General features: G+C 40.0%; 16 protein-coding genes. All 16 read left to right on the top strand.

From position 1 onward, the window contains the following. Positions 1-957 (top strand): branched-chain amino acid ABC transporter permease, encoded by a 957-nt coding sequence (locus B7699_RS01245; RefSeq protein ID WP_000662286.1) that lies wholly within the window; start codon positions 1-3, stop codon positions 955-957. Beyond that, positions 957-1721: an ABC transporter ATP-binding protein gene (locus B7699_RS01240; RefSeq protein WP_001185997.1), complete on the top strand. Its 765-nt coding sequence runs from the start codon at positions 957-959 to the stop codon at positions 1719-1721. Before B7699_RS01245 ends, B7699_RS01240 begins: the two co-directional genes overlap by 1 nt. After that, positions 1721-2431: an ABC transporter ATP-binding protein gene (locus B7699_RS01235; RefSeq protein ID WP_000062200.1), complete on the top strand. Its 711-nt coding sequence runs from the start codon at positions 1721-1723 to the stop codon at positions 2429-2431. The genes B7699_RS01240 and B7699_RS01235 overlap by 1 nt, the downstream gene beginning before the upstream one ends. A 307-nt stretch (positions 2432-2738) precedes the next feature. Further along, complete coding sequence (locus B7699_RS01230; protein WP_000268667.1) at positions 2739-3395, top strand: CBS domain-containing protein; 657 nt, start codon at positions 2739-2741, stop codon at positions 3393-3395. 107 nt (positions 3396-3502) lie between these two features. Further along, positions 3503-4598, top strand: a protein-coding gene (gene prfB / locus B7699_RS01220; RefSeq protein WP_101784613.1) for a peptide chain release factor 2 whose coding sequence is annotated in 2 segments (ribosomal slippage) — positions 3503-3574 and positions 3576-4598 — 1095 coding nt in all. Because the reading frame shifts where the segments join, the coding sequence is not laid out codon by codon here. A gap of 17 nt (positions 4599-4615) precedes the next feature. Continuing rightward, entirely contained in the window at positions 4616-5308 is a 693-nt protein-coding gene (ftsE, locus tag B7699_RS01215; RefSeq protein ID WP_033685219.1) for a cell division ATP-binding protein FtsE, read from the top strand. Then, complete coding sequence (ftsX, locus tag B7699_RS01210; protein ID WP_000625545.1) at positions 5301-6227, top strand: permease-like cell division protein FtsX; 927 nt, start codon at positions 5301-5303, stop codon at positions 6225-6227. The genes ftsE and ftsX overlap by 8 nt, the downstream gene beginning before the upstream one ends. A gap of 179 nt (positions 6228-6406) precedes the next feature. Continuing rightward, positions 6407-8587, top strand: coding sequence for a PTS transporter subunit IIBC (locus tag B7699_RS01205; protein WP_084926909.1), 2181 nt, complete (start codon positions 6407-6409; stop codon positions 8585-8587). Positions 8588-8638: 51 nt separating this feature from the next. Beyond that, complete coding sequence (locus tag B7699_RS01200) at positions 8639-9454, top strand: endonuclease/exonuclease/phosphatase family protein (protein WP_084863100.1); 816 nt, start codon at positions 8639-8641, stop codon at positions 9452-9454. Positions 9455-9594: 140 nt separating this feature from the next. Then, positions 9595-10938, top strand: coding sequence for a DEAD/DEAH box helicase (locus tag B7699_RS01195; RefSeq protein WP_084926908.1), 1344 nt, complete (start codon positions 9595-9597; stop codon positions 10936-10938). Positions 10939-11159: 221 nt separating this feature from the next. Next, positions 11160-12350 carry a methionine adenosyltransferase gene (gene metK / locus B7699_RS01190; RefSeq protein WP_084923416.1) on the top strand — a complete coding sequence of 397 codons (1191 nt, stop codon included), beginning with the start codon at positions 11160-11162 and terminating at the stop codon, positions 12348-12350. Between the two features lie 90 nt (positions 12351-12440). Then, positions 12441-13832, top strand: coding sequence for a peptidoglycan-N-acetylglucosamine deacetylase PgdA (pgdA, locus tag B7699_RS01185; RefSeq protein ID WP_084926907.1), 1392 nt, complete (start codon positions 12441-12443; stop codon positions 13830-13832). Between the two features lie 78 nt (positions 13833-13910). Then, the gene (locus B7699_RS01180; protein WP_084926906.1) at positions 13911-14753 is read left to right on the top strand and encodes an aldo/keto reductase; all 843 of its coding nucleotides are present in this window, start codon (positions 13911-13913) and stop codon (positions 14751-14753) included. Positions 14754-15022: 269 nt separating this feature from the next. After that, positions 15023-15394, top strand: a complete 372-nt coding sequence (locus B7699_RS01175; RefSeq protein ID WP_084926905.1) for a GFA family protein — start codon at positions 15023-15025, stop codon at positions 15392-15394. 209 nt (positions 15395-15603) lie between these two features. Next, positions 15604-16521, top strand: coding sequence for a glycine--tRNA ligase subunit alpha (gene glyQ / locus B7699_RS01170; RefSeq protein WP_000038733.1), 918 nt, complete (start codon positions 15604-15606; stop codon positions 16519-16521). A gap of 259 nt (positions 16522-16780) precedes the next feature. Next, complete coding sequence (gene glyS / locus B7699_RS01165) at positions 16781-18817, top strand: glycine--tRNA ligase subunit beta (protein WP_084926904.1); 2037 nt, start codon at positions 16781-16783, stop codon at positions 18815-18817. Positions 18818-18840 lie beyond the last annotated feature (23 nt).

Raw genomic sequence — 18840 nt, 5'->3', positions numbered from 1 at the left:
ATGAAGGAAAATTTAAAAGTTAATATTCTATGGTTACTCCTTTTATTAGCTGGCTATGGCTTGATTAGTGTACTGGTTTCAGTCGGAGTACTCAACCTATTCTATGTACAGATTTTACAACAAATTGGAATTAATATTATTTTGGCTGTTGGTCTCAACTTAATCGTTGGTTTTTCAGGACAATTTTCACTTGGGCATGCTGGTTTCATGGCGATTGGTGCCTATGCCGCTGCTATTATTGGATCTAAATCACCAACCTACGGTGCCTTCTTTGGAGCTATGCTGATAGGGGCTTTGCTTTCAGGAGCAGTTGCCTTGCTTGTCGGAATTCCAACCTTGCGCTTGAAGGGGGATTACCTTGCGGTGGCGACTCTAGGTGTTTCTGAAATTATCCGTATCTTTATCATCAATGGCGGAAGCCTTACAAATGGTGCGGCAGGTATCTTGGGAATTCCTAACTTTACAACTTGGCAAATGGTTTACTTCTTTGTCGTGATTACAACTATTGCAACCTTGAACTTCTTGCGTAGTCCAATTGGTCGTTCAACCCTTTCTGTTCGTGAGGATGAAATCGCTGCTGAGTCAGTTGGGGTTAATACGACTAAAATTAAAATCATCGCCTTTGTCTTTGGTGCCATTACTGCAAGTATTGCAGGGTCACTTCAGGCAGGATTTATCGGTTCAGTTGTACCGAAAGATTACACTTTCATCAACTCAATCAATGTTTTGATTATTGTTGTATTTGGTGGACTTGGTTCCATTACAGGTGCAATCGTTTCAGCTATTGTTCTGGGAATTTTGAATATGCTTCTCCAAGATGTTGCTAGCGTGCGTATGATTATCTACGCTTTGGCCTTGGTATTGGTAATGATTTTCAGACCAGGTGGACTCCTTGGAACATGGGAATTGAGCCTATCACGTTTCTTTAAAAAATCTAAGAAGGAGGAACAAAACTAATGGCATTACTTGAAGTAAAACAGTTAACCAAACATTTTGGCGGTCTAACAGCTGTTGGAGATGTGACTCTTGAATTGAACGAAGGGGAACTGGTTGGACTAATCGGTCCAAATGGAGCTGGGAAAACCACCCTTTTCAACCTCTTGACGGGTGTTTATGAACCAAGCGAGGGAACAGTAACCCTAGATGGTCACCTTTTGAATGGAAAGTCACCTTATAAGATTGCTTCTTTGGGACTTGGACGTACATTCCAAAATATCCGTCTCTTTAAAGATTTAACAGTTTTGGACAATGTTTTGATTGCTTTTGGCAACCATCACAAACAACATGTTTTTGCTAGTTTTTTGCGCTTACCAGCTTTTTACAAGAGTGAAAAAGAATTAAAGGCTAAAGCCTTGGAATTGCTTAAAATCTTTGATTTGGATGGTGATGCAGAGACTCTTGCTAAAAATCTTGCCTACGGACAACAACGTCGTTTGGAAATTGTTCGTGCCCTCGCTACGGAACCTAAAATTCTCTTTTTAGATGAACCAGCAGCAGGTATGAACCCACAGGAAACAGCCGAATTGACTGAGTTAATTCGTCGTATCAAAGATGAATTTAAGATTACGATCATGCTGATTGAACACGATATGAATCTGGTCATGGAAGTAACAGAACGTATCTACGTACTTGAATATGGTCGCTTGATTGCACAAGGAACTCCTGACGAAATTAAGACCAATAAACGCGTTATCGAAGCTTATCTAGGAGGTGAAGCCTAATGTCTATGTTAAAAGTTGATAATCTTTCTGTGCATTACGGCATGATCCAAGCAGTCCGTGATGTAAGCTTTGAAGTGAATGAAGGAGAAGTTGTTTCCCTTATCGGTGCCAATGGTGCTGGTAAAACAACCATTCTCCGTACCTTGTCTGGTTTGGTTAGACCGAGTTCAGGAAAGATTGAATTTTTAGGTCAAGAAATCCAAAAAATGCCAGCTCAGAAAATCGTAGCAGGTGGTCTTTCACAAGTACCAGAAGGACGCCACGTCTTCCCTGGCTTGACTGTTATGGAAAATCTAGAAATGGGAGCTTTCTTAAAGAAAAATCGTGAAGAAAATCAAGCTAATTTGAAGAAAGTTTTCTCACGCTTCCCACGTCTTGAAGAACGGAAGAACCAAGATGCAGCTACTCTTTCAGGGGGAGAACAGCAAATGCTTGCCATGGGACGCGCCCTCATGTCAACACCAAAACTTCTTCTTTTAGATGAACCATCAATGGGACTTGCCCCAATCTTTATCCAAGAGATTTTTGATATCATTCAAGACATCCAGAAACAAGGAACAACCGTCCTCTTGATTGAACAAAATGCCAATAAAGCACTCGCAATCTCTGACCGAGGCTATGTATTGGAAACAGGGAAAATCGTTCTATCAGGAACAGGAAAAGAACTCGCTTCATCAGAAGAAGTCAGAAAAGCATACCTAGGTGGCTAAAACAATCCACTGGATTGTTTTAGTCGGTGGATGAGGATTACGAAGTAATCATCATTATAGTCCAGGGGACCTTTTTAGTTGACAGATATAGATTGTAAAGCAATCTTTATCTACATTAAAAGGTTAATTTCTAATAATTGAAAAAATCGAATGAAATGTATCTTACCTTCATTCAGAGAGCTCTATTTCAGAGCTCTTTTTGCTAGCTTATTCATACTTTTCTGAATTTTGAAAAAGAAATGTAAGCGTTTGATAGATTTACAAAAAGATTGTATAATAGGGATAAGAATAGAAAAGGAGAAGTCTCATGGCAGTTAAAGATTTTATGACCCGCAAGGTAGTTTATATTAGTCCGGATACAACAGTATCTCATGCAGCAGATTTGATGAGAGAGCAAGGGTTGCACCGCTTGCCTGTTATCGAAAATGATCAATTGGTTGGTTTGGTAACTGAGGGAACCATTGCCCAAGCTAGTCCATCCAAAGCAACAAGTCTTTCTATCTATGAGATGAATTATCTTCTAAATAAGACAAAAGTAAAAGATGTGATGATTCGCGATGTTGTCACTGTTTCAGGCTATGCGAGTCTAGAGGATGCAACTTATCTGATGTTGAAAAATAAGATTGGTATTCTTCCTGTCGTAGATAATCATCAAGTATACGGAGTTATTACGGATCGTGACGTTTTCCAAGCCTTTCTTGAAATTGCAGGTTATGGTGAAGAAGGGATTCGTGTGCGCTTTGTTACGGAAAACGAAGTTGGCGTTCTTGGAAAAATTATTTCTTTGATTGTAGAAGAAAATTTGAATATCTCGCATACAGTCAATATTCCGCGTAAGGATGGTAAGGTCATTATCGAAGTTCAAATCGATGGATCAATTGATTTACCAGCCTTGAAAGAAAAATTTGAATCAGAGAATATTCAAGTAGAAGAGATTACTCGTACTTCAGCAAAAGTCTTGTAAGAAGGGAAGCCGAAAGGCTTCTTTTTTCATGAAAAGAGGAGTAGAGCAAAAGATGGAAAGAAATGATAAAATATGCTATAATGAAATAATGTAAAAAAGGAGTATTTATGGACATTTCAGTAATTCGTCAGAAAATTGACGCAAATCGTGAAAAATTAGCTTCTTTCAGGGGGTCTCTTTGACCTCGAAGGTTTAGAGGAAGAGATTGCTATCTTGGAAAACAAGATGACAGAACCTGATTTTTGGAACGATAATATCGCGGCCCAAAAAACGTCGCAAGAATTAAATGAATTAAAAAACACTTACAATACTTTCCATAAGATGGAAGAGTTGCAGGATGAAGTTGAAATTTTATTAGACTTTTTAGCTGAAGATGAGTCGGTACATGAAGAATTGGTTGAACAGTTGTCAGAACTTGATAAGATGATGACCAGTTACGAGATGACCTTGCTCTTGTCAGAACCTTATGACCATAATAATGCCATCTTGGAAATCCATCCAGGATCCGGTGGTACTGAGGCTCAGGACTGGGGTGATATGTTGCTTCGTATGTACACTCGCTATGGAAATGCTAAAGGCTTTAAAGTGGAAGTATTGGATTACCAAGCAGGAGATGAAGCTGGTATCAAGTCAGTAACCTTATCATTTGAAGGACCTAATGCCTATGGTCTTCTCAAGTCAGAAATGGGGGTACACCGTTTGGTGCGAATTTCACCATTTGACTCTGCTAAACGTCGCCATACCTCTTTCACATCTGTAGAAGTGATGCCAGAGTTGGATGATACCATTGAAGTGGAAATCCGTGAAGATGATATCAAGATGGACACCTTCCGTTCAGGTGGTGCTGGTGGACAAAACGTCAATAAGGTTTCAACAGGTGTACGTTTAACACACATTCCAACTGGGACTGTTGTCCAGTCAACGGTCGATCGTACCCAGTATGGAAATAGAGATCGTGCCATGAAGATGTTGCAGGCTAAGCTCTATCAAATGGAGCAAGAAAAGAAAGCAGCGGAAGTTGATTCCCTCAAGGGTGAGAAAAAGGAAATCACATGGGGAAGCCAAATCCGTTCATATGTTTTTACGCCATATACTATGGTAAAAGATCACCGAACTAGCTTTGAAGTTGCACAAGTAGATAAGGTTATGGATGGAGACCTAGATGGTTTTATTGATGCCTATCTCAAGTGGAGAATCAGCTAAGATAGAAAGGAGCTCATATGTCAATCATTGAAATGAGAGATGTTGTCAAAAAGTATGATAACGGAACGACAGCTTTGCGAGGTGTCTCAGTCACTGTTGAACCCGGGGAATTTGCCTATATCGTAGGTCCGTCAGGAGCTGGGAAATCAACCTTTATTCGTTCTTTGTACCGAGAAGTAAAAATCGAAAAAGGAAGCTTATCTGTTGCTGGTTTTAATCTGGTTAAAATTAAAAAGAAAGATGTTCCTCTCCTACGTCGTAGTGTTGGGGTTGTCTTCCAAGATTATAAACTGTTACCAAAGAAAACCGTTTATGAAAATATTGCTTATGCAATGGAGGTAATTGGAGAAAGTCGCCGTAATATCAAAAAACGTGTTATGGAAGTCTTAGACTTGGTTGGATTGAAGCATAAGGTTCGTTCTTTCCCAAATGAACTTTCAGGGGGAGAACAGCAACGGATTGCAATTGCACGTGCCATTGTAAACAATCCAAAAGTATTGATTGCGGACGAACCAACAGGAAACTTGGACCCAGATAATTCATGGGAAATTATGAACTTGCTGGAACGCATCAATCTCCAAGGTACAACTGTCTTGATGGCTACCCACAACAGTCAGATTGTAAATACCTTGCGCCACCGTGTCATTGCCATTGAAAATGGCCGTGTCGTTCGTGACGAAGCTAAAGGAGAATATGGATACGATGATTAGTAGATTTTTTCGTCATTTATTTGAATCGTTAAAAAGTTTGAAACGAAATGGCTGGATGACAGTAGCTGCTGTTAGTTCAGTTATGATTACTTTGACCTTGGTTGCAATATTTGCATCTGTTATCTTTAATACGGCTAAACTAGCTACAGATATTGAAAATAATGTTCGAGTAATGGTATACATTCGTAAGGACGTAGCTGATAATAGTGAGACCATTGAAAAAGAAGGTCAAACTGTTACAAATAACGACTACCATAAGGTATATGATGCTTTGAAAGGTATGTCAACCGTTAAAAGTGTTACGTTTTCAAGTAAAGAAGAACAATATGAAAAGTTGACAGAAACAATGGGGGACAACTGGAAAATCTTTGAGGGCGATGCCAATCCACTCTATGATGCATATATCGTTGATACAAATACACCAAGTGATGTAAAGACGGTAGCAGAAGAGGCTAAGAAAATCGAAGGTGTATCAGAAGTTCAAGATGGTGGTGCTAATACAGAACGCTTGTTTAAGTTAGCTTCATTTATTCGTGTCTGGGGACTAGTTATCGCTGGATTATTGATTTTCATTGCGGTGTTCTTGATTTCTAATACTATACGTATCACCATCATTTCACGAAGCCGTGAAATTCAAATCATGCGTTTAGTAGGTGCTAAGAACGGCTATATCCGCGGACCTTTCTTGCTTGAAGGTGCCTTCATCGGTTTGCTTGGAGCAACCCTTCCATCAGTTTTGGTATTTATTGTCTATAAAATGGTTTACCAATCGGTTAATAAGTCATTGGTTGGTCAGAACCTTTCAATGATATCACCAGAAGTATTCAGTCCACTGATGATTGCCTTATTATTTGTGATTGGAATTTTTATCGGTTCAATCGGATCAGGAATTTCAATGCGCCGATTCCTGAAAATCTAAAATAGAAGTATATTTGAGGAGATTTTAATATCTCCTTTTTTACTACAAAAATTTTAGAAAAAAGTCTACTTTTTTTTATAAAAGCCTTTACAAAAAAAATTAAAGTGGTATAATTGAATTATAGAAAGTGCAAACGTTTTCGTAAAACGTTTGCCTAAATAAAAATAAAGGAGATTTGAATGATGAAAGATACATTCAAAAATGTCTTGTCTTTCGAGTTTTGGCAAAAATTCGGTAAGGCTTTGATGGTGGTTATCGCGGTTATGCCGGCTGCTGGTTTGATGATTTCAATCGGTAAGTCTATCGTAATGATTAACCCAACTTTTGCACCACTTGTAGTTACAGGTGGAATTCTTGAGCAAATTGGTTGGGGGGTTATCGGTAACCTTCACATTTTGTTTGCCCTAGCAATTGGAGGAAGCTGGGCTAAAGAACGTGCTGGTGGTGCTTTCGCCGCTGGTCTTGCCTTCATCTTGATTAACCGTATCACTGGTACAATCTTTGGTGTATCAGGAGATATGTTGAAAAATCCAGATGCTATGGTCACAACTCTCTTTGGTGGTTCAATCAAAGTTGCTGATTACTTCATTAGTGTTCTTGAAGCTCCAGCATTGAACATGGGTGTGTTTGTAGGGATTATCTCAGGTTTTGTAGGGGCAACTGCTTACAATAAATACTACAACTTCCGTAAACTTCCTGATGCACTTTCATTCTTCAACGGGAAACGTTTCGTACCATTTGTAGTTATTCTTCGTTCAGCAATCGCTGCAATTCTACTTGCTGCCTTCTGGCCAGTAGTTCAAACAGGTATCAATAGCTTTGGTATCTGGATTGCCAACTCACAAGAAACTGCTCCAATCCTTGCACCATTCTTGTATGGTACTTTGGAACGTTTGCTCTTGCCATTTGGTCTTCACCATATGTTGACTATCCCAATGAACTACACAGCTCTTGGTGGTACTTATGACATTTTAACTGGTGCAGCTAAAGGTACTCAAGTATTTGGTCAAGACCCACTATGGCTTGCATGGGTAACAGACCTTGTTAACCTTAAAGGTACAGATGCAAGTCACTACCAACAATTGTTAGATACTGTTCACCCAGCTCGTTTCAAAGTTGGACAAATGATCGGTTCATTCGGTATCTTGATGGGTATGATCGTTGCTATCTACCGTAATGTCGATGCTGATAAGAAACATCAATATAAAGGTATGATGATTGCGACAGCTCTTGCAACATTCTTGACAGGGGTTACTGAACCAATCGAATACATGTTCATGTTTGTAGCAACACCTATGTATCTTGTTTACTCACTTGTTCAAGGTGCTGCCTTCGCTATGGCTGACGTAGTAAACCTACGTGTCCACTCATTCGGTTCAATTGAATTCTTGACTCGTACACCACTAGCAATTAATGCTGGTATTGGTATGGATATCGTTAACTTTATCTGGGTAACTGTTCTCTTTGCCGTAATCATGTACTTTATCGCAAACTTCATGATTCAAAAATTCAACTACGCAACTCCAGGACGTAACGGAAATTACGAAACTGCTGAAGGTTCAGAAGAAGCTAGTAGCGAAGTGAAAGTTGCAGCAGGCTCTCAAGCTGTAAACATTATTAACCTTCTTGGTGGACGTGCAAACATCGTTGATGTTGATGCATGTATGACTCGTCTTCGTGTAACTGTAAAAGATGCTGACAAAGTCGGTGATGCAGAACAATGGAAAGCAGAAGGAGCTATGGGTCTTGTCATGAAAGGACAAGGAGTTCAAGCTATCTACGGTCCAAAAGCAGACGTATTGAAATCTGATATCCAAGATATCCTTGATTCAGGTGAAGTTATTCCTGAAACTCTTCCAAGTCAAATGACAGAAGCACAACAAAACACAGTTCACTATAAAGGTCTTACTGAGGAAGTATACTCAGTAGCTGATGGTCAAGTTGTTGCTTTGGAACAAGTAAAAGATCCCGTATTTGCTCAAAAAATGATGGGTGACGGATTTGCTGTAGAACCTGCAAATGGAAACATTGTATCTCCAGTTTCAGGTACTGTATCAAGCATCTTCCCTACAAAACATGCTCTTGGTCTTGTGACTGAAGCAGGTCTTGAAGTACTTGTTCACATTGGTTTGGACACAGTAAGTCTTGAAGGAAAACCATTTACAGTTCATGTAGCAGAAGGACAAAAAGTTGCAGCAGGTGACTTACTTGTCACAGCTGACTTGGATGCTATCCGTGCAGCAGGACGTGAAACTTCAACAGTAGTTGTCTTCACAAATGGTGATGCAATTAAATCAGTTAAATTAGAAAAAACAGGTTCTCTTGCAGCTAAAACAGCAGTTGCTAAAGTAGAATTGTAATATACTTGAGGTTGGAAGCTGTATTCCAACCTCTTATTTTGGGAGAAAAGAATGAAATTTTTAACACTCAATACTCATAGTTGGATGGAAAAAGAAGCTGAGGAAAAATTCCAGATTTTGCTTGAGGATATCCTTGAAAAAGACTATGATTTGATTTGTTTCCAAGAAATCAATCAGGAGATCACATCTCCAGAGGTAGAGGTCAATGATCTTTATCAAGCTTTGCCAGCAGCTGAGCCTATTCACCAAGATCACTATGTTAGACTCTTGGTTGAAAAGTTATCTGAGCAAGGGAAAAATTACTACTGGACTTGGGCCTATAACCATATCGGTTATGATCGCTACCATGAAGGTGTAGCTATCTTGTCTAAAACACCTATTGAAGCAAGAGAAATTTTGGTTTCAGATGTGGATGATCCAACAGACTATCATACTCGTCGTGTTGCCTTGGCTGAAACTGTAGTTGATGGTAAGGAGCTTGCAGTTGCCAGTGTCCACCTTTCTTGGTGGGATAAAGGTTTCCAAGAAGAATGGGCACGATTTGAAGCTGTCTTGAAAGAATTGAACAAGCCGCTTTTGCTAGCTGGAGATTTCAACAATCCAGCTGGTCAGGAAGGTTACCAAGCTATTTTAGCTAGTCCATTAGGCTTACAAGACGCATTTGAAGTTGCTCAAGATAAAAGTGGTAGCTATACTGTTCCACCAGAAATTGATGGCTGGAAGGGGAACACTGAACCCCTTCGAATCGACTATGTTTTTACTACCAAGGAGTTAGCGGTGGAAAATTTACATGTCGTATTTGATGGTAACAAGAGTCCACAAGTGAGTGATCACTATGGCTTGAATGCTATTTTAAACTGGAAATAATGACTGAAAAGAGGTTGGAATCACGAAATTCCAGCCTTTTTCTGACTAGAGAAGCTACTAGAAATAGCCTAAATAAGTGAGACTACTGAAATGGAATAAAATGTGGTATAATTGAACAGATAGATAGAATCGAGGATATTATGTCATTTACGAAATTTCAATTTAAAAACTATATTAAAGAAGCCTTGGAGGAGTTGAAATTTACAACTCCTACAGAGGTGCAAGATAAGTTGATTCCGATTGTTTTGGCAGGTCGTGACCTAGTCGGTGAATCAAAAACAGGTTCAGGTAAGACTCATACTTTCTTGTTACCAATTTTCCAGCAATTAGATGAATCTAGTGATAGTGTACAGGCAGTGATTACGGCACCGAGCCGTGAGTTGGCTACTCAGATTTACCAAGCAGCCCGTCAGATTGCAGCCCACTCAGAAGTGGAAGTTCGTGTGGTTAATTACGTGGGTGGTACTGATAAGGCTCGCCAGATTGAAAAATTGGCAAGCAACCAACCTCATATTGTTATCGGTACGCCAGGCCGTATCTATGACTTGGTTAAATCTGGTGATTTAGCTATTCATAAGGCTAAGACCTTTGTGGTCGATGAGGCAGATATGACCTTGGATATGGGATTCTTAGAAACTGTTGATAAGATTGCTGGCAGTCTTCCAAAAGACTTGCAATTCATGGTCTTCTCAGCGACTATCCCACAAAAGTTGCAACCATTCTTGAAAAAATACTTATCAAATCCTGTTATGGAGAAAATCAAGACCAAAACGGTCATTTCTGATACCATTGATAATTGGTTGATTTCGACCAAGGGCCGAGATAAGAATGCTCAAATTTACCAGTTGACTCAGTTGATGCAACCTTATTTGGCAATGATTTTTGTTAACACTAAAACGCGTGCTGATGAATTGCATTCATATCTGACTGCTCAAGGTTTGAAAGTTGCCAAGATTCATGGAGATATTGCCCCTCGTGAGCGCAAGCGTATCATGAATCAGGTGAAAAATCTGGATTTTGAGTATATTGTTGCAACAGATTTGGCAGCGCGTGGGATTGATATTGAAGGTGTCAGCCATGTCATCAATGATGCCATTCCGCAAGATTTGTCCTTCTTTGTTCACCGTGTTGGTCGAACTGGAAGAAATGGCCTACCAGGTACAGCTATTACCCTTTATCAGCCAAGTGATGACTCCGATATCCGTGAGTTGGAGAAATTGGGAATCAAGTTTACTCCTAAGATGGTCAAAGACGGGGAATTTCAAGATACTTATGACCGTGATCGTCGTGTCAACCGTGAGAAAAAACAAGACAAGCTTGATATCGAAATGATTGGTTTGGTCAAAAAGAAAAAGAAAAAAGTCAAACCGGGTTATAAGAAGAAAATTCAATGGGCAGTGGATGAAAAACGCCGCAAAACCAAGCGCGCTGCAAATCGTGCTCGTGGTCGTGCAGAGCGTAAAGCAAAACGTCAAACATTTTAATAGAAAAAATTGGAGTACTGAACTCCAACTTTTTTTTTAATTAATTTATGAGAACGAAATATCTACATTGAAACACTACATTAAAGACTGCAAATTACGCTTAAAAATGGTATAATGATAAAGTTATATAGTCCCGATAAGATGGTAGGCATTTATCACTAATAGTTTTCCTATCAGTACTTTGTAACTCTATAACACTATTTTTAAGGGGGGACATTTTTATGTCAGAACGTAAATTATTCACGTCTGAATCTGTATCTGAGGGGCATCCAGATAAGATTGCAGATCAAATTTCAGATGCTATCTTGGATGCTATTTTAGCTAAGGATCCAGAGGCGCACGTTGCTGCTGAGACAGCTGTATATACTGGTTCCGTCCATGTTTTTGGTGAAATTTCTACAAATGCCTATGTGGATATTAACCGTGTGGTTCGTGATACCATTGCAGAGATTGGCTATACCAATACAGAATACGGTTTTTCTGCTGAGACAGTGGGAGTACACCCATCTTTGGTGGAACAATCTCCTGACATTGCTCAAGGTGTTAACGAAGCCTTAGAGGTTCGTGGAAATGCAGACCAGGATCCACTGGACTTGATTGGTGCTGGAGACCAAGGGCTTATGTTTGGATTTGCGGTAGATGAAACAGAAGAGCTCATGCCATTGCCAATTTCACTCAGCCATAAATTGGTTCGTCGTCTGGCAGAACTTCGTAAGTCTGGGGAAATTAGCTATCTTCGCCCAGATGCTAAATCACAAGTTACGGTTGAGTATGATGAAAATGACCGTCCAGTACGTGTGGACACAGTTGTTATTTCAACTCAGCACGATCCAGAAGTTAGCAACGAACAAATTCACAATGATGTCATTAATAAGGTTATCAAAGAGGTTATTCCAGCCTCTTACTTGGATGAGCAAACAAAATTCTTCATCAATCCTACTGGTCGTTTTGTAATCGGTGGACCTCAAGGGGACTCAGGTTTGACTGGTCGTAAGATTATCGTAGATACTTATGGTGGCTACTCTCGTCACGGTGGTGGTGCCTTCTCTGGTAAAGATGCGACTAAGGTGGACCGTTCTGCGTCATATGCGGCTCGCTATATTGCCAAGAACATCGTTGCAGCAGGTCTTGCTAAGAAAGCAGAAGTGCAATTGGCCTATGCCATCGGTGTTGCGCAGCCTGTTTCTGTTCGTATCGATACCTTTGGTACAGGAACAATAGCTGAAAGCAAGCTTGAAAAAGCAGCGCGTCAAATCTTTGATCTTCGTCCTGCAGGAATTATCCAAATGTTGGATCTTAAACGTCCAATTTACCGTCAAACAGCAGCTTATGGACACATGGGACGTACAGATATTGACCTTCCATGGGAACGTTTGGACAAGGTAGACGCTTTGAAAGAAGCAGTCAAATAAAATCTTGAGAGGGGGACTTCCCCTCTTTTTTAATATACTATTTCCTCCCAAATCATTGAAATTATAGCCTGAATTTGATATGATGGTTCTATGGATAAAAGTAGAGCAAAGCGTGAGAATCACGATAAGGTAAGAATGAGTCTAATAGCCCTAGTAGCTATCTTCTCAGTAAGTATTTGTGTCCTTGGTTCAATAATTGGATACAAAATATACACAAAACAAAGTTTTGAACAAAAGATTGAATCGCTCAAAAAAGAGAAAGATGATCAATTGAGTGAGGGAAATCAGAAGGATCATTTTCGTAAGGGAAAAGCCGAAGTAATTGCCTATTATCCTCTCCAAGGGGAGCAAGTGATTTCATCTGTAAAAGAAATCATGACACAGGATATTAAAGAAAATCTGGAAGACAAGGAAAATCTGGTTTTTTATTATACGGAGAAACAGGATTCGACTTTAAAAGGGATTGTCAACCGAAGTGTGATGAAACAAGTCTATGATTTAACTTCGTCAAAAGTTGAAGAAACTGAAAAAACTAGTCTAGCGAAAGTGCATTTGACAGAAGACGGTAAACCTTTTACACTTGATCAATTATTTTCAGATCCTAGTAAGGCCAAAGAGAAACTGATAAAAGAACTGACTTCTTTTTTACAGGATAAGAAATTGGAGCAAGAAAAGATTGATCAGATTGTTAAAAGCTTCTCTGATCAAGACTTGTCTGCATGGAACTTTGATTATAAGGATAGCCAAATTATCCTTTATCCAAGTCAATCAGTGGAAAATCTAGACGAGATTGCCTTGCCAGTATCTAGTTTCTTTGAGGTCATTCAGTCCTCTTATCTATTAGATAAGGATGCCGAACTTTACAAGGCTTATTATGAAAAGAAAAATCGTAAAGTAGTAGCCTTGACTTTTGATGATGGCCCGAATCCTGCAACGACAAATCAAGCCTTAGATACTCTTTCTAAGTATGGTATCAAGGCAACTTTCTTTGTTTTAGGTAAGAATGTTTCTGGAAATGAAGAGATTTTGAAACGCATGAAAGCAGATGGTCATGTCATTGGGAACCATAGTTGGAGCCATCCAGTGCTGTCAAAACTTTCGCTTGACGAAGCCAAAAAACAAATAACTGATACTGAGGATGCGCTAACTAAGGTGCTGGGCTCTAGTTCTAAACTCATGCGTCCACCTTATGGAGCCATTACAGATGACATTCGCAATAGCCTTGATTTGAGCTTTATTATGTGGGATGTGGATAGTCTGGACTGGAAGAACAAAAATGAAGCAGCGATTTTGACAGAAATTCAACGCGAAGTTAAGAATGGTTCTATTATTCTCATGCATGATATCCATGCTGAGACGGTCAATGCTCTACCGAAGGTTATTGACTATTTGAAAGGTCAAGGTTATGACTTTGTGACAATTCCAGATTTGTTAGATACTCGTCTTAAAGCCCACCAGCTCTACTACGACCGCAATCAATAATACACAAAATCTAAAGAGATAAGTTTTCCTTGAAAATTTGGCTCTTTGGATTTTCTTCTAATATAGAAAGGAAAAATAATGAAATCTTATACTTTAAACAATGGCGTTACAATTCCAGTTCTAGGATTCGGAACCTGGAAAGCTGAAAATGGAGAGATTGCCTACCAAGCAGTTTTAGAGGCTTTGAATGCGGGCTATCGCCACATCGATACGGCTGCCATCTATAAAAATGAAGAAAGCGTTGGTCGTGCTATTCAAGATAGTGGCGTTCCGCGTGAGGAAATTTTTGTAACCAGTAAATTGTGGAATACAAACCACACCTATGAGCAAGCTCGTCAGGCTTTTGAAGAGTCTTTAGAGAAGCTGGGTTTGAATTATTTGGATTTGTATCTGATTCATTGGCCGAACCCAAAACCTCTCAGAGAGAATGACCAATGGAAAATCCGAAATGCGGAAGTTTGGAGAGCGATGGAAGACCTCTATCAAGAAGGTAAACTCCGTGCTATCGGTGTTAGTAATTTTCTTCCCCATCATTTGGATGCCTTGCTTGAAACAACAAAAATTCTTCCAGCGGTCAATCAAATTCGCTTGGCGCCAGGTGTGTATCAAGAGGAAGTTGTAACTTATTGTCGAGAAAAAGGAATTTTATTGGAAGCTTGGGGACCTTTTGGTCAGGGAGAATTATTTGATAGCAAGGAAGTCCAAGAAATCGCAGCAAATCACGAAAAATCGGTTGCCCAGATAGCCTTGGCCTGGAGCTTAGCAGAAGGATTTTTACCACTTCCAAAATCTGTCACAGCATCTCGTATTCAGGCTAATCTTGATTGCTTTGGAATTGAACTGAGTCATGAGGAGCTAGAAACCTTAAAAACGATAGCTGTCCAGTCGGGTGCTCCACGAGTTGATGATATGGATTTCTAGAAAATCATAAAAAGAATTGTACATTCTTCTGATTTTTGATATAATAGTCAGCAGGAAAGAAAGTCTTATGGCGTTCTTCAAGCGAGCTTGGGATAGTGGGAGCCAAGTAGAGCAAAATAAAGTGCTGGCGCTTTCTGTAGTATTTTCAAAAACAATGAAGTAATAAATTAGGGTGGAACCGCGTTTCTGACGCCCCTAGTCGCAAGGCTTGGGTGTTGAAATTCGGTTCTTTTTGAATTTCGTCTAATACCTAAGTGGAAAGGAGCATCGTGCTTAAAGGATCTTGTTTATGTAAAGCAGTCACCTACACTTTAGATGAAGAATTGTCGGAAATAGTTTTTTGCCATTGCTCATTCTGTAGGAAAGTAACTGCGTCAGCCTACACAGTTAATGCCAAAGTTAGCAGCAAAAATCTGGTATTGTATGGAGAAGAGAAGTTGGTTACCTATAGTTCATCTCCAGGGAAACAACGTTATTACTGCCAGAACTGTCACAGTCAAATTTTCACTACTCAAGAAAATATACCAGAAGTTTGTGCTTTGAAATTAGGTACAATAGATGAATGCGATCAGAATTTACAAACTGTTCCCAAACGTCATATTTTTCAGGACCCAGCTTTTTCTTGGTTGCTTGATGAATAAAGCTAAAAAGATAATATAAATTAAAGGAGTAAACAATGTCTAAAAAATTGACTTTCCACTGCGTCAGTGGCAGAAACCTCCTTATAGTCGGACTGCCCCACGCTCAGTACTAGAGTGCCTGAGCTAGACGCAGTACTAACTCGTCTTGCCTCGTATGATCGACGAGGCAGACTCGTGTCGCAAGTAATTTATATAAAAAGGAGTAAACAATGTCTAAAAAATTAACATTTCAAGAAATTATTTTGACTTTGCAACAATTTTGGAATGACCAAGGTTGTATGCTTATGCAGGCCTATGACAACGAAAAAGGTGCGGGAACCATGAGTCCTTACACTTTCCTTCGTGCTATCGGACCTGAACCATGGAATGCAGCGTATGTAGAGCCATCACGTCGTCCTGCTGACGGTCGTTACGGAGAAAATCCTAACCGTCTTTACCAACACCACCAATTCCAGGTGGTCATGAAGCCATCTCCATCAAACATCCAAGAACTTTACCTTGAGTCTTTGGAAAAATTGGGAATCAATCCTTTGGAGCACGACATCCGTTTTGTTGAGGACAACTGGGAAAACCCATCAACTGGTTCAGCTGGTCTTGGTTGGGAAGTTTGGCTTGACGGTATGGAAATCACTCAGTTCACTTATTTCCAACAAGTCGGTGGATTGGCAACTGGCCCTGTGACTGCGGAAGTTACCTATGGTTTAGAGCGTTTGGCTTCTTACATTCAAGAAGTAGACTCTGTCTATGATATCGAATGGGCTGATGGTGTAAAATACGGAGAAATCTTCATCCAGCCTGAGTACGAACACTCAAAATATTCATTTGAAATTTCGGATCAAGAAATGTTGCTTGAAAACTTTGATAAGTTTGAAAAAGAAGCTGGTCGTGCTTTGGAAGAAGGTTTGGTTCACCCCGCCTATGACTATGTTCTCAAATGTTCACATACCTTTAACCTGCTTGATGCGCGTGGTGCCGTATCTGTAACCGAACGCGCAGGCTATATCGCCCGTATCCGTAACTTGGCCCGTGTCGTAGCTAAAACCTTTGTCGCAGAACGAAAACGCCTAGGCTACCCACTTTTGGATGAAGCAACACGAGCTAAACTCTTAGCAGAAGACGCAGAATAGTGAGTAATATTGTGCTCTAAAATCGTTAGAGGCAAGTCGAAGACTTGCTAGAGGGATATGCACCGCCGTACTGTTATGTGGGGATTTTTGAAACCTTAGGTTCAAAAATTAGTCAGCTAAATCCACTTTGATGAGACTGTTGGAAATCTTGATCAATTTAGTATTAGATTTCCATACAGACTCACAAAGTTAGTTAGCGACGTCCCCAGTACCTAAGGTGCATATCAAAAAAGATTGAAGAAAATGTAAAGGAAAAAACATGACAAAAAACTTATTAGTAGAACTCGGTCTTGAAGAATTACCAGCCTATGTTGTCACACCAAGTGAAAAACAACTAGGCGAAAAAATGGCAGCCTTCCTCAAGGAAAACCGCCTGTCTTTTGAAGCCATTCAAACCTTCTCAACACCACGTCGTTTGGCTGTTCGTGTGACTGGTCTTGCAGACAAGCAATCTGATTTGACAGAAGATTTCAAGGGTCCAGCAAAGAAAATTGCCTTGGATAGTGATGGAAACTTCACCAAAGCAGCTCAAGGATTTGTCCGAGGAAAAGGCTTGACTGTTGAAGATATCGAATTTCGTGAAATTAAGGGTGAAGAATATGTCTATGTCACTAAGGAAGAAATTGGTCAAGCAGTTGAAGCCATTGTTCCTGGTGTTGTAGATGTCTTGAAGTCCTTGACTTTCCCTGTCAGCATGCACTGGGCTAACAACACCTTTGAATATATCCGCCCTGTTCACACTTTAACTGTTCTTTTAGATGAAGAAGAGTTTGATTTGGATTTCCTTGATATCAAGGGAGATCGTGTCAGCCGTGGTCATCGTTTCTTGGGACAAGAAACTAAGATTCAGTCAGCATTGAGCTACGAAGAAGACCTTCGTAAGCAGTTTGTAATCGCGGATCCTCGTGAACGTGAGCAAATGATTGTTGACCAAATCAAAGCAATCGAAACTGAGCATGGTGTACGTATCGAAATTGATGCTGATTTGCTTAATGAAGTCTTGAACTTGGTTGAATACCCAACTGCCTTTATGGGAAGTTTTGATGCCAAATACCTTGAAGTTCCAGAAGAAGTTTTGGTGACTTCAATGAAAGAACACCAACGTTACTTTGTTGTTCGTGATCAAGACGGTAAACTATTGCCAAACTTCATTTCTGTTCGTAACGGAAACGCAGAGTATTTGGAAAATGTCATTAAAGGAAATGAAAAAGTCTTAGTAGCTCGCTTAGAAGACGGTGAATTCTTCTGGCGTGAAGACCAAAAATTGGTGATTTCAGATCTTGTTGAAAAATTAAACAATGTCACCTTCCATGAGAAGATTGGTTCCCTTCGTGAACACATGATTCGTACGGGGCAGATTGCTATTCTCTTGGCAGAAAAAGCTGGTTTGTCAGCGGATGAAACGATTGACTTAGCTCGTGCAGCAGCCATTTACAAGTTTGACTTGTTGACAGGTATGGTTGGCGAATTTGACGAGCTCCAAGGAATTATGGGTGAGAAATATGCCCTTCTTGCTGGTGAAACTCCAGCGGTGGCAGCTGCTATTCGTGAACACTACATGCCTACTTCAGCTGAAGGAGAACTTCCAGAGAGCAAGGTTGGAGCCATTCTAGCCATTGCAGACAAATTGGATACGATTTTGAGTTTCTTCTCAGTAGGCTTGATTCCATCAGGTTCTAATGACCCTTATGCCCTTCGTCGTGCGACCCAAGGTGTTGTTCGTATCTTGGATGCCTTTGGTTGGCACATTGCTATGGACGAGCTGATAGATAGCCTTTATGCATTGAAATTTGATAGCTTGACTTATGAAAATAAGGCAGAGGTTATGGATTTTATCAAGGCTCGTGTTGATAAGATGATGGGTTCTACTCCAAAAGATATCAAGGAAGCCGTTCTTGCAGGATCAAACTTTGTTGTGGCGGATATGTTGGAAGCAGCAAGTGCTCTCGTAGAAGCAAGCAAGGAAGAAGACTTCAAACCATCTGTTGAATCACTTTCTCGTGCCTTTAACTTGGCTGAAAAGGTAGAAGGAGTTGCAACAGTTGATTCAGCACTTTTTGAAAATGACCAAGAAAAAGCTTTGGCGGAAGCAGTAGAATCACTTATTTTATCAGGATCTGCCAGTCAGCAATTGAAACAACTCTTTGCTCTTAGCCCAGTCATTGATGCATTCTTTGAGAATACCATGGTTATGGCCGAAGATCAGGCTGTCCGTCAAAATCGTTTGGCAATCTTGTCGCAATTAACCAAGAAAGCAGCTAAACTTGCACGTTTTAACCAAATTAACACTAAATAAAGTTTGATAAACGGACTTTATCT

It is taken from the genome of Streptococcus mitis, assembly GCF_002096835.1.
GTDB lineage: Bacteria > Bacillota > Bacilli > Lactobacillales > Streptococcaceae > Streptococcus > Streptococcus mitis_W.
The sequence above is the reverse complement of the archived record's forward strand: the minus strand, read 5'-3'. Positions and strand labels throughout refer to the sequence as shown.

Bases quoted from the DNA above. Each gene is read 5' to 3' on its own strand.
- B7699_RS01245 (WP_000662286.1), top strand. From the start codon at position 1: ATGAAGGAAAATTTAAAAGTTAATATTCTATGGTTACTCCTTTTATTA.
- B7699_RS01240 (WP_001185997.1), top strand. From the start codon at position 957: ATGGCATTACTTGAAGTAAAACAGTTAACCAAACATTTTGGCGGTCTA.
- B7699_RS01235 (WP_000062200.1), top strand. From the start codon at position 1,721: ATGTCTATGTTAAAAGTTGATAATCTTTCTGTGCATTACGGCATGATC.
- B7699_RS01230 (WP_000268667.1), top strand. From the start codon at position 2,739: ATGGCAGTTAAAGATTTTATGACCCGCAAGGTAGTTTATATTAGTCCG.
- ftsE (WP_033685219.1), top strand. From the start codon at position 4,616: ATGTCAATCATTGAAATGAGAGATGTTGTCAAAAAGTATGATAACGGA.
- ftsX (WP_000625545.1), top strand. From the start codon at position 5,301: ATGATTAGTAGATTTTTTCGTCATTTATTTGAATCGTTAAAAAGTTTG.
- B7699_RS01205 (WP_084926909.1), top strand. From the start codon at position 6,407: ATGATGAAAGATACATTCAAAAATGTCTTGTCTTTCGAGTTTTGGCAA.
- B7699_RS01200 (WP_084863100.1), top strand. From the start codon at position 8,639: ATGAAATTTTTAACACTCAATACTCATAGTTGGATGGAAAAAGAAGCT.
- B7699_RS01195 (WP_084926908.1), top strand. From the start codon at position 9,595: ATGTCATTTACGAAATTTCAATTTAAAAACTATATTAAAGAAGCCTTG.
- metK (WP_084923416.1), top strand. From the start codon at position 11,160: ATGTCAGAACGTAAATTATTCACGTCTGAATCTGTATCTGAGGGGCAT.
- pgdA (WP_084926907.1), top strand. From the start codon at position 12,441: ATGGATAAAAGTAGAGCAAAGCGTGAGAATCACGATAAGGTAAGAATG.
- B7699_RS01180 (WP_084926906.1), top strand. From the start codon at position 13,911: ATGAAATCTTATACTTTAAACAATGGCGTTACAATTCCAGTTCTAGGA.
- glyQ (WP_000038733.1), top strand. From the start codon at position 15,604: ATGTCTAAAAAATTAACATTTCAAGAAATTATTTTGACTTTGCAACAA.
- glyS (WP_084926904.1), top strand. From the start codon at position 16,781: ATGACAAAAAACTTATTAGTAGAACTCGGTCTTGAAGAATTACCAGCC.